This is a genomic window from Serratia sp. K1WW1, assembly GCF_055790865.1.
The window spans coordinates 1,903,267-1,919,532 of the sequence record NZ_CM147697.1 but is presented as its reverse complement, the minus strand read 5'-3'; the positions used below and the strand labels follow the sequence as shown (position 1 = coordinate 1,919,532).

The window sequence follows — 16,266 nt, the reverse complement described above, 5'->3', positions numbered from 1 at the left end:
GCCCTCCGGCGGCCTTTTTTCGCAACGCTACAGGTTATGCCTGCAGTTGGCTACTTGCCCACTGTTGTAGACGACGGCGCGAAATCTTGATGCCGCCGTTTTTTAGCTCGTCGGGCAACGCCAATGCGGCAATCGGCCGCTGGAAGTTCGCCAGCCGGTCCTGCGCCCAAAGCATTAACCCTTCCAGCGTCAACTCGCCTTCCAGATCGACCACCGCTACCGGTCGTTGGCCAAACTCTGCATCATCAATCGGCACGATAAACACCTGCAAAACCTGTGGATGCGCGGCAAAAACACGTTCCACATCTTCCGGCTGAACGCCTTCCCCGCCGCTGAAGAACAGGTTATCCAGCCGGCCAATAATACGCAGTTCCCCCTGCTCCATCGCGCCACGATCGCGGGTATGGAACCATCCTTGATCGTCGGTAATGGGCACTAGCTCGCCCCGCAGCCAATAACCCAGCGCCAGGCTGGTGGAGCGGATCCAGACTTCCTGATCCACCAGGCGTATTTCACGGCCTGGTAAAGGTGCCCCAACGCCGGGCAGCTCGTCGGCACGCTTGGCGCAAACCGTTGAAGCCAGCTCCGTCAAACCATAACCGCACCAGCAGTGGATCCCTACCGCCTCGGCCTGCTGGGTGAGTGACACCGGGATCATCGCCCCGCCGAGCAACACTTCTTTTAGCGCATGCTTGGCCATCGGTTCAGACAGCAGGCGCCAAAGTTGAGTGGGCACCAGCGAAGCATGGGTGCATCCCGCCAGCGCATCGGCCAAGGGTTGCATTTCACGCACCACAAGCTGTGCACCCACCGCCAGCCAGCGCCAGATAATACCCTGACCAGACACGTGAAACAGCGGCAACGAGAGCAGCCAGCTATCCTGCGGCTGAAACTCCAGCAGTTGCAACACGCCATCGGCACTGGCAAGGTGGCCGGCATAGCTATGGGCGGCGGCTTTTGGCAAGCCGCTGGAGCCGGAAGTCAGCGTCAACGTTGCCAGTCTTTGTTCATCCCACGGCAGCAGCTGCAAGTGGCACTCATCAACGCCCGGCGGCGACAAGACGATCGCGCCAGAGGGCAACTCAGGTAAGCCATCCGGGCTGAAAGCAAAGTCGATATCCAGATCCGGCAGCAAAACCGCCAGCATCGGCGCAGGCAGCGTCGGATTGAGCGGCAGCAGGCGCGCACCACACTGCAAGAGCGCCAGATAGGCCAACAGCAGCGGATAGCTGTTTTTCCCACACAGCAGCACGCCGCTACCGGGTAACACGCCCTGGCGCTGAAAGTCGGCAGCCAGCACTTCTACCTGCCGTTGTAACATCAGCCAACTGACCGGCTGTTGTTCAAAGATCACCGCGGTCGCCTGCGGGCGCTGTTTGGCCCAATGCCGCCACGGCCAATCACTCAACTGCGCCATACACACTCCAAGGTATCAATGCCCAATAACGGCAAGGTGCTCTCTGGCCAGTTGCGTATCAACTGGGCCTGCATCAGGTTCAACGTATCCAGACCTGGCACCGTTTGCGGCGTCAGCCAATGCGCAATGCGCGCCAGCTGCGTCAACCCCAGACTGGACTCAATGCTGGAACTGATCACCGCCACCAATCCGGCCTGATGCGCCTGCATGACCAGTTCACGACAGCGGGCCAGGCTCCCCACCAAGGTCGGCTTGATCACTATCGCTACCACGCCCGGCTCGGCCTGTACGACAAAATCGGCTTCACGCACGCTTTCATCCCAGGCGATGGCAATACCGGTTGCCTGGGCAAACTCACGGGATTCGTCACGGGTTTTGCAGGGCTCTTCCAGAAACGCGATGCGATCGCGCCACGCTGGGTTAACGTATTTGGCAAAGCCGTCCGCTTTGGCCCGGCTCCAACTGCGGTTGGCATCGAGCCTTAGCTTGAGGTCAGGTAAGGCTTCCAACAGGACATTGACGACCATGCCATCCCGCACCGCCTCATACATCCCCACCTTCACCTTGGCCACTTTCTCCCCCGGCAGCGCGGCCAACAGGTCAAACAGCTCGTCCGGATCGCCAGTGCACAGCGGTGCCTTGCGGTAGTCTGCCTGCGTTGGCAACTGCCCGGCCATTTCCGCCAGAGCACAGCTGGTGCCGAAGGCCACCGATGGCCACTCGCTCTGCGCAGGCAGTTCACCCGCACCCCATGCCTGCACCCAGGCCAAGGTAGCCTGCTGCGCCTGGTCGAGTGTCTCTTGGCTGAACTCCGGTAAGGGGGCAATTTCCCCCCATCCTTGCTGCCCATCCTGTTGCAGGTGGATCAGCAAGCCATCTCGGGTTTTCAGCCGCTGGTTGCGCAGCACCACGCCCGCCTCCATCGGCAGGCTATAGCGATAGATCGCAGCAACACGGGTTAGTGCCGTCATTACGGGTTACGCTTGAATTTGCTGAAGTCAGGCTGGCGTTTTTCGATAAATGCGTTGCGCCCTTCCTGACCTTCATCGGTCATATAGAACAACATGGTGGCGTTACCCGCCAGCTCTTGCAGCCCGGCCTGACCATCGCAGTCGGCGTTCAGTGCGGCTTTCAGGCAGCGTAGGGCCATTGGGCTGTTCTGCAACATTTCACGGCACCAGCGCACGGTTTCTTTTTCCAGATCGGCCAAGGGCACCACGGTATTCACCAGGCCCATATCCAGCGCCGCAGCGGCGTCGTATTGACGACACAGGAACCAGATCTCACGGGCCTTCTTCTGACCAACGATGCGCGCCATGTAGGAAGCGCCCCAGCCGCCGTCAAAGGAACCGACTTTCGGCCCGGTCTGGCCAAAGATGGCGTTATCAGCCGCGATGGTCAGATCGCACATCATATGCAGCACGTGACCGCCGCCGATGGAGTATCCGGCCACCATCGCCACTACCGGTTTAGGGCAGGTGCGGATCTGGCGTTGGAAGTCCAGCACGTTCAGGTGGTGCACGCCGCTGTCATCACGATAGCCACCGTAGTCACCGCGCACTTTCTGATCGCCACCGGAGCAGAAGGCTTTATCCCCGGCACCGGTAAGAATGATGGTGCCGATACCGTCGTCATAGCGCGCGTTTGACATCGCCTCGATCATTTCCTTCACCGTGTGCGGGCGGAAGGCGTTACGCACCTGCGGGCGGTTGATGGTGATTTTGGCAATGCCATCGCTGGACTTGTGATACAGGATGTCTTCGAAATCACCCGAGCAGTCCTGCCAATCGATCGCGGCGTACAGTTGTTCTTCATTGGGATACAGCATGTTTGGTTCCTTTTTTAGCAAGAAATGCATCGAGCGCGGCGGCAAAATCTGCCGGATTGGCCAGATGAGCGTTATGACCCGCCTCTGGCACGGTTTGCAACGGCAAACCGGCATCACGCGCCAACGCCTGAAACTTGTGATCGTCGGCACCGCATAACACCATCACTGGCAGTGCCAACTGTTGTAATTGTGGCACCAGCCAAGGTTGCCGCCCGAGAGACGTCGCCTCCAGCATATCGGCAATGGCCGGGCCATGGTTGTCAGCACGGGCGGCGATCAGCGCCTCGCGGTGTATCGGGCTGAGGTTGGCAAAGACCGGTTGGAGATACCAGTCGGCCAATACCGTTTTGATCCGTTCGGTGCGGAAACGCTTCGCCCAGGCGGCATCATGGGCACGCCGCTGGGCACGTAAATCCTCGTTCTCCAATCCAGGATTACCGCCTTCGATCACAATACCTTGTAGCCCTTGCGCTTCTCCGCAGCAAGCGTGGTACATGGCAATGCGCCCACCGAGTGAATAGCCCACCAGCCAGTAACGCTCAATATTATGCTGCTGCAGCGTGGCGGTGATTTGCCTGCTGACGTCGGCAAAGTCCAGGCAGGATTGATCGGCAGAATCGCCATGGCCGGGTAAATCAATCGCCAGCGAGGGCCACTGTTCGCAACGCGAGGCGATCACCCGCCACTCATTGTTGTTCCCTAGCAGACCATGCAGCCAGATCAACCATGGGCGTTGGCTTTCGCCTTGTTGTAGCACGCGGGAAGCCAGCATCAGTTTGCCCCCATTTTTTGTACCAGATGTTGCAAGGTTTCTGCGCCATCGCTCGGCGGCACCTGCAACTCAATCAGCGTGGCTCCGCTGTGACGCCAGGCTTTTTCCACTGCCTGCTGCAACTGCCCCCAGTTTTTCGGGCAAGCATAATCAAGCTGGAACATGGCTGCCGCCTGGCTGAACTCCACATCCTGCGGCATACAGTAAAACCGCTGGCGCTCAGGTTCCGGCGTTGGCAACAGCGAGAAAATCTGCCCGCCATTGTTGTTCACCACGATCAGCACCGTGGGCGCCGAACATTGGCGCAACAGTGCCAGAGCGTTCAAATCGTATAGCGCGGAGAGATCGCCTACCACAGCCAACGTCGGCTTGGCTGTGGCGCGCTGAACCCCAGCAGCGGTGGAGATTAGGCCGTCGATACCGCTGGCCCCGCGGTTGCTGAACACCGGATAACCGGCAGGCAACTGGGTTAAGGCATCAATCAGGCGCACAATCAGGCTATTGCCGAGAAACAGCTGGCCGTTCTCCGGCAATAGTTCAGGCAGGCGATGGGCCAGTTGCGCCTCACCAAACCGGTTAACCAGGTATTGCGACGTCGCATCGAGGGCATCATCCGCCAACGCGGACAGATCGCCAGCCCAAGGTGAGCGAGGTTGCGCCGGATGCAGATCGAGCCACTCACCAACGGTAGAACGAATACGGCGGCCACGATGATGCGCAGGATCGAGACGCCCAGGCAGATCGTCGATCAGCCAGAACTCCTCCGGCTGGCAGCGCTCCTGCCACTGTAGCAGGCGTTTGCCCGTCAGGCTGCTGCCAAACTGCACCACTACCTGCGCACTGGCCAATAGATCGCGGGCCTGTGGATTAGCCAACCATAAATCGGCACAGGGCAGCGGTTGCCCCGTTTGCGAAAGGGCATCGCCGATCAGCGGCCAACCGAGCATGCCCGCCCATTCGGCCAGTTGCACGCCCTCTTCCGCCCCCATCCTGCCAGCGATAATCACGCCGCGCTTCTGCCGCCAGAAAAACCAGTCCGGCTGCTTGATAACCTGATGGGGATCCATTTCACGCAGCCAAGGGTGCGTATCCTGCCACCAGTCCCCCAATTCTGCCGACCACTGCTCATACTGCTGCTCATCTCCGCCATATAACGGCTCCGCAAACGGGCAGTTGATATGCAGGGCACCGTGCCGCAGACGCGCCATCGCGCTGTCCAGGGTAGACACCAGCCAGCGAGCCGGAATATCCGGGCTTGGGCGTGGCAGATCGATGTTCAAGGTAGGGTGGCTCGAGTAGAGGCCGTTTTGGCGGATCGCCTGATTGGCACCGCAGTTAATCAACTCCGGCGGACGATCGGCGGTGAGAAACACCAGCCGCTCCCCGGTTAGCCCGGCTTCGATCAGGGCAGGATAAAGATTTGCTGCCGCGGTACCCGAGGTGACGATCACCGCCACCGGCTCACGCGTGGCCTTTGCCAGGCCCAAGGCTAAATGGCCCAAGCCCCGCTCATCGAAATGAGTATGACAGACAAAAGCGCGGTTCGCGGCAGCGGCCAGAGTCAGAGGCGTTGAGCGCGATCCCGGAGCGATACAGACATGCCGCACTCCATGGCGGACCAGCGTTTCCAGCAACAACGCCGCCCACCGGCGATTAAAAACACTTGTCGACATATTTCGCTCATCAGTAGTAAACAGAGGTTACGCGCCGAAGCCTACCCAAACGAGGTAGCGAACCGGGGATCATAACTCTGAATTATATAAGTAATTATCTTTACGGCTTTTGCGCTGGCGCAAAAACGCCGTATTTCCCTGTGGCAGGTGGCCTGCAATAAATCAATTTCGACCCATCAATGCCAAATAGCGCCCCGAAAGAGAACAAAAAAGAAACATATAAAACACAACAAGTTTACACACGAAGATCGGCCTGCTCAATGTGCCTGCCCAGAATGTTCTGACTGCAACAGCGTGCGCAAGCCCGCCGCCTTGTTTTCGATCTCTTGCCACTCCTGCGCCGGATCGGAACCGGCCACAATCCCCGCCCCGGCATACAGCTCAACCCGAGCATCCTCGATCTGGCAGGAACGCAGCGCAACGCAGAACTCCGCCTGTGACGCAGAAAGATAACCCGCAGAGCCTGCATACCAACCGCGGGAAAAAGGCTCATGCTGGCGGATAAACTCTAGCGAGGCCTGGCGCGGCAGCCCGGCGACCGCAGCCGTCGGTTGCAGCCGTTGCAGGCAATCGGCATCATCATCCTGGTTCAGTTGCCCTTCAATACGCCGCCGCAGATGCTGTACCTTGCGCAACCGCACCACTTCTGGTGGCAACACATCGACCGCTCTGGCACCGCCTTGCAAACGCTGGCAGATATCATCAACCACCAGCAGGTTTTCCTGTTGGTTCTTGCCGTCTTGCAGCAACCATTGGGCCAGTGCCTGGGCTTGCCGCTCATCGGGATGGTTGGCAACCGTCCCCGCCAACGCTTCGGTCAGCAAATGTTTTCCCTCCCGCAGGTACAATCTTTCCGGGCTGGAGCCAAGAAATGCGGAATGTGCATCAAAGCGCAGCATAAAGTGGTAGCATTGGTGATTCACCCTGCGGCTGGCGGCCATCATCGCAGGGGCAAACAACGGACTCTCCAGCGTCAACACCGAGCTGCGCGCCAAAACCACCTTATCCATCTGCTGCCGATTTATCGCCTTCAGCGCATCGCGCAGCATGATTTCCCACCCGGAACGTTCCGGCTGATGCTGCACCGACAGCACTTTCACCTGTAAATTCTCGATCGGTTTGATTACCAGCAGATTTTCAAGCCAGGCAAGCGCCGCTTGGGCGTCACCACTCAATGCCTCGTCAGAAAACAGGTTTAGCGTCAATTCACACTTGCCTTGGCGGTTGAGAATTTCCAGACGCGGCAAAAACAGTTGGGCGTCACCGTCAAAGGCAGTCAGCCCCCATAAACGGGCCGCAGGATAGGCATTCACGAATGCCTGCGCCATTGAAGGCTGTGAAAAATGCCGCAAAGCGCCGCACACCGCCGCCTCCTGCCGCCCTTCGCGATGACGCCAGTAGAATTGAGGGAACAGCACCTGCGCCGCCAGCCACTCCAGCAGCACATCGCTCAGATGGCCGGGAACCACCAGAGTTAGTTGCCGAAATCCGGCTTCACGGGGAAAGTCGTGCCCAAGCTGCTGACGTAGCCGCCGCAGCAATCCCGAAAGTTGTTCCACTGCCACCTCATTAACCAAACGCTATGTGGGGAATTATACGGTAAATCAACCCTCACGGGCGGAAAAATAGCGTCTATTAACCCATACCTTCCGTCGCTAATTATTTATTAAAATTGAAGTTTAAGATTAAAAAACAACCACACGCGCGCGGCGGAACTATACTTAGAAGTCATGTTCCTGCCGCAGTGAAATCTTGTCATATCAAATCGATAGTTAAATCAAGATGTTCACAGCCTCCCAACGGTATTAACCCGCTGTCCTTTGGGTCAGATGTAAGGAGCTTTTTGCGTGAAAGAAATACTTATCAATTGGTTAAAGAAGCAGCGCCGACGCCCCAAAGTGGCTCGGTTGCCCTTACGGCATAACCGAGCCACGGCCGAAACCCCTCCCGCCAGCAACATCAAGGCAGAGCTGTTTTCGGTCGACCAAATGGAACGCTATGGCCAGCGCCTGGCACGCTCCCATAAGCTGGCAACCCATAAAACGCCCTACTATTTGCTCAAACGTCTCGATAACAACGAGCAGGTATTAACGGACAGTTGCCGCAGGTTGAGCAACGACAAGAAAAACAGCATGACCCCGGCGGGCGACTGGCTGCTGGATAACTTTTATCTTATCGAGGAGCAGATCCGCGTCGTCCGGCACCATCTGCCGAAAACCTTCGGTCGCGGACTGCCGCAATTAACCGCCCCGCACAATTGCCCACGAATTTTCGATATCGCCACCGAAGCCATTGCTCATGGCGACGGGCGATGGGATGCCGAGAGCCTGACGCGCTATATTGCCGCCTACCAAAAAGAGGCTAATCTGACCCTGGGCGAGCTTTGGGCGCTGCCGGGCATGCTGAGGCTGGCACTCATTGAAAACCTGCGCCGCGTAGCGGTAGAAGTGGCTCAGGCACAGGAAGAACGCAGCCTGGCCGATAGTTGGGTGACCAAAATGCTGGAGTCGGCGGAAAATGATCCAGCCAACCTGATCATTGTGATTGCCGATATGGCGCGCTCCAACCCGCCCCGCACCAGCGCCTTCGTGGCGGAACTGGTTCGTCGTCTGCAGGGGCACGGCACCATGCTGGCTCTACCTCTGACCTGGGTTGAGCAACGCCTGGCCGAAGTCAGCCTGACTTCCGATGAGCTTATCCATCGTTTCAACCAGCAACTGGCCGTCAGCCAGCTTTCCGTCAGCAACAGTATCGCTGGCCTGCGGCAACTGAGTGAAATGGATTGGGCAGAATTTGTTGAGACCATGAGCAAGGTCGATCAGACGCTGCGCGAAGACCCCACCGGGGTTTATCCTTTAATGCATTTCGATACCCGGGACAATTATCGTCATGTGATCGAGAGGCTGGCCCGCCACTGTTCTCACAATGAGGTGGAAGTAGCACAACACGCTCTGAATATGGCACGGATCGCCGCCGAAGATCCCCGCAACGATCCACGTACTCATCACATCGGCTATTACCTGATTGACCATGGTCGCACGCAGTTAGAGCAACAGCTCGACGTTCGGCTTAGCCGTATTACGCGCATCCGTCAGGCGCTCAGCCAATCCCCACTGCTCTCCTGGCTGGGCAGCATCAGCCTGCTCACGACGGCCTGCTGGGCCTTGCTGTTACGCCATGCCCACCAAACCGGGCTCACCTGGGGATTGTTGATCTTGCTGTTCCCATTGGGGATGGTGCTCGCTCAGTTCGTCATTAGCCTGCTCAGTGAAGTCACCACTCGCAGCCGCTCTCCGCAGCCGCTGCCAAGACTGGATTTTTCCTGTGGTATCCCGGCAGAGTTCCGCACTCTGGTTGCCATTCCCACGCTGATAAGCAGCAAGCCCGGCATTGACGAGTTGATCAACACGCTCGAAGTTTGTTATCTGGGCAATGCCATGAAGCACCTGCATTTTGCCCTGCTCACCGACTTTAATGACTCGTCTCGGCAACAACACCCCGACGATGCCGAACTGCTGGCCTATGCCAGCCAAAAGATGAACGAGCTCAATGCGCAGTATGCCTGTGAAGGGCCAAGCCACTTTTTCCTGTTCCATCGAGATCGCCAGTGGAATGAAAAACAGCAGAGCTGGATGGGGCTGGAGCGTAAACGTGGCAAGTTGAACGCGCTGAACGATTGGCTGCGCAACCGTGGCAATGCGTTTACCACTCAGATTGGCCAAGGGCTGGAGGTGCTGAAAAACGTCAAATACGTGATCACCCTGGACAGCGATACCGTGCTACCGCGTGAAACCGCACACCGGCTGATCGCCGCCATGGCCCATCCCCTGAATCAACCCCAGTATGATGCCAAATTGCAGCGGGTGGTGGAGGGTTATGCCATCCTGCAACCCCGCATGGCCGAAGAGATCCCCGCTTATGGCCAGAGCCGTTATGCTGCCCTGTGCAGCAGCACGCCGGGCAACGATCCTTATACCCAGATGGCTTCAGATATCTATCAGGATCTGTTTGGCGAAGGCTCGTTTATCGGCAAAGGGATTTATGATGTTGACGTCTTCTCCCACAGCCTGAAGGGCACCTGCCCGGAAAACCTGGTGTTAAGCCACGATCTGCTGGAAGGCTGCTATGCCCGTTCCGGTTTATTGAGCGACGTCTTGCTCTATGAGCAGTATCCAAGCAACTATCTGGTCGATGTTGCCCGCCGTACTCGCTGGATCCGCGGCGATTGGCAGCTATTCAACTGGCTGTTGCCCCGAGTCATCACCGAAGACGGTTCGCGGGCCGCTAACCCATTAAGCCCCCTGTCGCGCTGGAAGCTGTTCGATAACCTACGCCGCAGCCTGGTAGCCCCCTGCTTCCTGTTGCTGCTGTTCTTTGGCTTAACCTGGCTACCGGATACCCCATACTGGTTGGCGGTGTTCGCCATTATTCTGCTGCTGCCCACGCTGCTGGCGCTGTTGCAGGATGTGGTGCGTAAGCCCCCGCGTCGGCCTGTTATTCAGCACTTGCAGTTGGCACTGAAGGGTTCACTGCATCGGCTGTGTCAGATTGGCCTGCGTCTGGCCGAGCTACCTCATGAAGCCTGGTTCAGCCTGAAGGCCATTGGTATCACCCTGTGGCGTCTGTTGATCAGCAAACGCAATCTGCAAGAGTGGACCAGCTTCGACCAATCCAAACACCACCTGACCGTCACGCTGGCGAATTTTTATCGTAACCTGTGGATCAACCCGTTGGCAGGTGTTGCACTGTTGCTATTGGCCGCTTTTTCCAGCCCGGTAGCGCTGTTAGCCGCTATCCCATTAGCCGCCTTGTGGATCCTGTCGCCGTATCTGCTTTATTCGCTCAGCCTGGAGCCACAGCGCAGCAAAACGGCCATCGACGATCGCCAGCGCCGTTTCCTGCGCCAGAGCAGCCGCGAAACCTGGGAGTTTTTCGCCACCTTTGTCAACCAGCAGGAAAACTGGCTGCCGCCGGATAACTACCAGGAAATTCCAGAGCCAGTGGTGGCGCACCGCACGTCACCCACCAATATCGGGCTGGCGCTGTTGGCCGATCTTACCGCCTATGACTTCGGCTATATCACCCTCAGTTCAGCCTTGCAGCGTATTACCCTGACGTTGAATACGCTCGATCGCATGGAGCATTATCGCGGTCACCTGTACAACTGGTACGACACCCGCACCCTGGAGCCTCTGAATCCACGTTATGTTTCCAGCGTAGACAGCGGTAATTTCGCGGGCCATCTGCTAACCCTGAGTGCGGGCCTGCCAGGGTTGGCCATGCAGCCAGTTATCGATCCAACCCGCATTCTGGCCGGAGTGGAAGATACGTTGCTGATACTTGAGCAACACTGGGGTAACGCCGCACCGAAAGGATTAACCAAACTGCGCAAACACTGGGAACAGGCGCAGAACGCCCATCCGGCCGCACTTCAGGCTGAACTCAATGAAATGCGTAACCACTGTAATGGATTGCAGGAACCCGCTCTGCAACAGGGTGACGAGGTCAAACGCTGGGCCGGCAACCTGCATCAGCAGCTCAACGAACTGTGCGCCGAATGGGCATTATGGTTTAGCTGGCTGAGCGACAGCATGCCGGAGCTGGAACAAATCCCTGGCTTGCATTGGCTGGCCAACCCACCTAAACGGCTGACGCTGTCGACTGAACAGCAAACGCAGTTGGATGCCGTGCAGCAGTTGGCAGGGGAACGCCTAGAACAGTTGGCACAGCTGGCACAACGCCTGACAGCAATGGCGCAAATGGACTTCAGCTTCCTGTATGACGAAGCCACCCATTTGCTGACCGTCGGTTTCAACTGCGATCAAAACCGTGCCGACAGTGGTAAATACGATCTGCTCGCCTCGGAAATCCGCCTGACCAACTATGTCGCCATTGCCACCAACCAAATTCCACAGCGCAGCTGGTTTGCGTTAGGCAGGCTGTTTACGGTGATCGACAAGGAGCCAGCGCTGATGTCCTGGAGCGGCTCAATGTTTGAATACCTGATGCCGCAACTGGTGATGCCTGCCTATCCCGATACGCTGCTGGTGCAAATGTGCCGCTCTGCAGTCGAGCGGCAAATTGCCTGGGGTAAGGAGCGCGGGGTACCGTGGGGAATTTCCGAGTCCGGTTACTTCGGCTTTGACGCTTTGCAAAACTACCAGTATCACGCCTTTGGTGTGCCGGGGTTAGGGCTGCGGCGTGGGCTGGGTGACGATATGGTCATCGCCCCTTACGCCACCATGATGGCGCTGATTGTCGATCCGGACAGTGCCTGTAGCAACCTGGTGGAACTGGAAAAAAACGGTGCCAAGGGACGTTATGGTTTCTATGAAGCTCTGGACTACACCACGTCGCGCCTCAGCCGTGGCCAACTGTATGTGATTGTTCGCTCCTATATGGCTCACCACCAAGGCATGAGCTTCCTGGCGTTGTCACACCTGCTGCTGGATGCGCCGATGGTGAAACGCTTTGCCAGTTACCCCGCCTTCCAGTCGACCCGTTTGCTGTTGCAAGAACGGGTGCCTGATGCGGTTGAGCTGTACAGTACCCGCCGCCACTTCGAAACCCATGAAGGCGCGATTAAACCGGCCAGCTTCGCCGCGCGTGAGTTCACCCGAGTGGATTCGCCGATCCCGGAAGTCCAGTTGCTGTCGAATGCCAACTACCATCTGATGATCACCCAAACCGGCGGCAGCTACAGCCGCTGGCAGAATCTGGCGCTGACCCGCTGGCGTGAGGATGCCACCTGCGATAACTGGGGGGCGTTCTGCTACCTGCGCGATCCGCAAACCGGCGAGGTGTGGAGCAATACCTGGCACCCTACCGGCGAAACCGAGAAAGGCGGCTATCGCGCCGTCTTCAACGATGCCGGGGCGGAATTCCAACGCAAGCAGGGGTTGCTGTCGGTGAAAACCCAGGTGGTGATCTCCCCTGAGGACGACATCGAACTGCGGCGCTTAACCTTGGTGAACCGGGGCAAACAGCCGCGGACCATTGAGATCACCAGCTATGCCGAAGTGGTGCTGGCCCCGGCCAGCAACGATTTGGCCCACCCGGCGTTCAGCAATCTGTTTGTCCAAACCGAGCTGTTACCGGAACAGGATGCCATTCTGTGCCATCGCCGTCCGCGTGAGCCGAAAGAAAAATCGCCGTGGTTGCTACATATGATGTCGGTCCAGGGTGCCAGCAGCAAAACCTCCTTTGAAACCGACCGGGCCAAGTTTATCGGCCGTGGCCGCACGGCAGCCAACCCGCAGGCGCTATATCAGAATCAACCCCTGACCAACAGCGCCGGGCCGGTGATCGATCCGATCATCGCCATCCGTCAGCGGATCCGGCTGGAACCCAACGTGCCGCTGACGCTGGATATCTTCTACGGCGTGTGTGAAGACCGCGCCAGCAGCCTGGCGATGTTGGAGAAGTACCGCGACCGCCATATGGCCGACCGTATTTTCGAACTCGCCTGGTCGCACAGCCAGGTGGTGTTGCGTCAGTTGAACGCTAACGAAGAAGACGCCAATCTGTTTAATCGCCTTGCCAGCGCGGTGGTGTTCCCGGCGCAGGAAATGCGTGCCGCCAGCAATGAAATCATCAATAACCGCCGCGGGCAGTCCGGCCTGTGGGGCTATTCGATTTCCGGCGATCTGCCGATCGTGCTGCTATCCGTTACAGACAGTGAGAATATCGGGCTGGTGCAACAGCTCATTCAGGCGCACAACTACTGGCGGTTGAAAGGATTACAGGTCGATCTGGTGATCCTCAATGAGGATTCCGGTGGTTACCGGCAAGATCTGCAAAATCGGATCATGGGGCTGATCGCCGCCGGGATGGAGTCTTCCCTGACGGACAAACCCGGAGGGATCTTTGTCCGTTCCAGTGAACATATGTCACCGGAAGATCACACCTTGCTACTGAGCGTAGCGCGGATCTATCTGGATGACCGCCGCGGTGGCCTGACGGAGCAACTCAACCAACGGTTGCAACTGCCGCAAACGCTGCAACAGCCATTGGGGCCGCCAACCGCCTCCTCCAAACTGGCTACCATGGCCAACCTGCCGCGTAATCTGCATTCGCCGCAGTTGCCGATCATCGACAAACTCCAGTTCTACAACGGGTTTGGCGGGTTCTCGGAGGATGGCAGCGAATATGTGATCGCCATGAACGAAAGCAAGGTGACGCCAGCCCCGTGGTCAAACGTTATCGCCAACCCGATGTTCGGTTCGGTGATCTCTGAAAGCGGCCAAGCCTACACCTGGTATGAGAATGCGCATGAATACCGCCTGACGCCTTGGGATAACGATCCGGTCAGCGATCGCAGCGGCGAGGCTTTCTATCTGCGCGATGAAGAGAGTGGCCACGTCTGGTCACCAACGCCGCTGCCCGCCCGTGGGCGCGGTCATTACCTGACGCGTCACGGCTTTGGTTACAGCGTATTTGAACACCGGGAAGGCGGTATCGACAGCCAGTTGACCATGCTGGTTGCCAAAGACGCCCCGGTGAAACTGTTCCTGCTGACGCTCACCAACACTTCTGGCCGCACGCGTAAGCTTTCGACTACCGGCTATGCCGAACTGATCCTCGGTGATTTGCGCCAGAAATCGGCGATGCACGTGGTCACCCGCGTAGCCACACCGCCTGGCGGCTGTGGCATCCTCGCCACCAACCATTACACCAGCAGCGGATCGCCACGTACTGCGTTCTTCGGCGTTACCGGCGTCCATTGTTCAGTCACCGGCGATCGGCGGGAATTCATTGGCCGTAACGGTTCGTTGGCCGCTCCTGCCGTACTTAAGCTGCGGCGGTTATCCGGCAAGACCGGTGCCGGGTTGGATCCCTGTGGTGCGGTGCAATCGGCCATCAGCATGATCGATGGCGATCAGCGCAGCTTTGTGTTTGCGCTTGGCCTGGGACAAGATGCCGACGAAGCCGAATCCCTGCTGCGCCAGTATCTCAGCGAAGAGGCATTGCAGCACGAATTGCAGCAGGTCGATGCCCATTGGGACAAAATCCTCAACAAGGTGCAGATCGCTACGCCTCATCCAGCGGTTAACCTGCTGGCTAACGGCTGGTTGCTGTATCAAACCCTCTCCTGCCGCATTCACGCACGCAGCGGTTATTACCAATCCGGCGGCGCATTTGGCTTCCGCGATCAGCTCCAGGATACCTTGGCCCTGACGCATGCCTTGCCTGAACGGATGCGTGAGCAGATCCTGCTGTGTGCTTCGCGCCAGTTTGTTGAGGGCGACGTTCAGCACTGGTGGCATCCTCCGCAGGGCAACGGGGTGCGCACCCGCTGCTCCGATGATTACCTGTGGCTGCCGCTGGCCATTTGCCACTACCTCGACGCGACCGAAGATTCATCGATCCTCGAAGAACAGGTGGGTTATCTGGAGGCCCGTATACTGGCACCAGGTGAGGAGTCTTCCTATGAACAGCCGGGTGTCAGCTCAAAACAGGAAAGCCTGTATCTGCACGGGGCCAGGGCGCTGAAGCATGGCCTGACCTTTGGCGAGCATGGCTTGCCGCTAATGGGTGCCGGTGACTGGAACGACGGCATGAACATGGTGGGGTTGGAAGGCCGGGGTGAGAGCGTTTGGCTGGGCTTCTTCCTGTTCTATATTCTGCAACGTTACGGCAAACTGGCCACCCGCCGCGGCGATCTGGAGCTGGCAGAACTGTGCCGCGAGGAAGCAGAAAAACTGCGCGCCAACCTGCATAGCAACGCCTGGGATGGCGAATGGTATCGCCGTGGTTACTTCGATAGCGGAGAACCGCTGGGTTCACACCAAGCGGCAGAGTGTCGCATTGATGCCATCGCCCAGAGCTGGTCGATCCTTTCCGGTGCGGGTGACAAAGATCGCAGCGCACAGGCAATGCAATCTCTGGATAAGCACCTGGTGGACGACCAGGCCGGCATCATCAAACTGCTGACTCCACCCTTTGACGGCAACGGCCCGAATCCTGGCTACATCCGGGGTTACCTGCCCGGCGTGCGGGAAAACGGCGGTCAATACACTCACGGGGCGGTATGGGCGGTGATGGCGTTTGCCGAGATGGGCAATATCGAGCGAGCCTGGGAACTGATGGCGCTGATCAACCCCATCAACCATAGCCTGGATAGCACCGCGGCGGAGCGCTACAAGGTCGAGCCTTATGTCGCCACGGCCGATATTTACGCGGTCGCCCCGCACGTTGGGCGTGGAGGATGGAGTTGGTATACCGGCTCGGCGGGTTGGATGTATCGGTTGATCGTCGAGTCGTTGCTGGGGCTAAAACGCCAAGGCAATACGCTTTCTATCCACACCCGCTTACCGGCAGATTGGCCGCCGGTCACCCTAACCTACCGTGAAGGGGAGAGCGAATATCACTTCACCCTACGCCAAGGGGAAGGAGAAACGCAGGTGATTATTGATAGTGTGTTGCAGCCACAAGCGGTGATCACGTTGATGGATGAGGCAAAAACTCATCAAGTGGAAGTGATACTGGGGAGTTAGCAGTTGTTTTGATCGTCGCAATGCCATACAAAACGCCAAACGGATGTTTGGCGTTTTGTATAAGGCATACACGTCCTGAA

7 protein-coding genes are annotated in these 16,266 nt (G+C 58.0%); 1 reads left to right on the top strand and 6 read right to left on the bottom strand.

From position 1 onward, the window contains the following. Positions 1 to 34: 34 nt before the first annotated feature. The 6 genes from menE to menF all read right to left on the bottom strand — a co-directional run bounded on the left by menE (position 35) and on the right by menF (position 7,249). On the bottom strand, positions 35 to 1,417 hold the full coding sequence (menE, locus tag ACX9GU_RS08750; protein WP_473194482.1) for an o-succinylbenzoate--CoA ligase: 1,383 nt from the start codon (positions 1,415 to 1,417) through the stop codon (positions 35 to 37). After that, on the bottom strand, positions 1,405 to 2,388 hold the full coding sequence (gene menC / locus ACX9GU_RS08745; RefSeq protein WP_473194481.1) for an o-succinylbenzoate synthase: 984 nt from the start codon (positions 2,386 to 2,388) through the stop codon (positions 1,405 to 1,407). The genes menE and menC overlap by 13 nt, the downstream gene beginning before the upstream one ends. Then, complete coding sequence (menB, locus tag ACX9GU_RS08740) at positions 2,388 to 3,245, bottom strand: 1,4-dihydroxy-2-naphthoyl-CoA synthase (RefSeq protein WP_021805976.1); 858 nt, start codon at positions 3,243 to 3,245, stop codon at positions 2,388 to 2,390. The genes menC and menB overlap by 1 nt, the downstream gene beginning before the upstream one ends. After that, positions 3,229 to 4,017, bottom strand: a complete 789-nt coding sequence (menH, locus tag ACX9GU_RS08735; RefSeq protein ID WP_059201279.1) for a 2-succinyl-6-hydroxy-2,4-cyclohexadiene-1-carboxylate synthase — start codon at positions 4,015 to 4,017, stop codon at positions 3,229 to 3,231. Before menH ends, menB begins: the two co-directional genes overlap by 17 nt. Beyond that, complete coding sequence (gene menD, locus ACX9GU_RS08730; RefSeq protein ID WP_473194480.1) at positions 4,017 to 5,690, bottom strand: 2-succinyl-5-enolpyruvyl-6-hydroxy-3-cyclohexene-1-carboxylic-acid synthase; 1,674 nt, start codon at positions 5,688 to 5,690, stop codon at positions 4,017 to 4,019. The genes menH and menD overlap by 1 nt, the downstream gene beginning before the upstream one ends. A gap of 257 nt (positions 5,691 to 5,947) precedes the next feature. Beyond that, the gene (gene menF / locus ACX9GU_RS08725) at positions 5,948 to 7,249 is read right to left on the bottom strand and encodes an isochorismate synthase MenF (RefSeq protein ID WP_473194479.1); all 1,302 of its coding nucleotides are present in this window, start codon (positions 7,247 to 7,249) and stop codon (positions 5,948 to 5,950) included. A 288-nt stretch (positions 7,250 to 7,537) separates the two neighbouring features. Here menF and ACX9GU_RS08720 point away from each other — a divergent pair, with 288 nt between their 5' ends. Then, positions 7,538 to 16,186 carry a glycoside hydrolase family 94 protein gene (locus ACX9GU_RS08720; protein ID WP_473194478.1) on the top strand — a complete coding sequence of 2,883 codons (8,649 nt, stop codon included), beginning with the start codon at positions 7,538 to 7,540 and terminating at the stop codon, positions 16,184 to 16,186. Positions 16,187 to 16,266 lie beyond the last annotated feature (80 nt).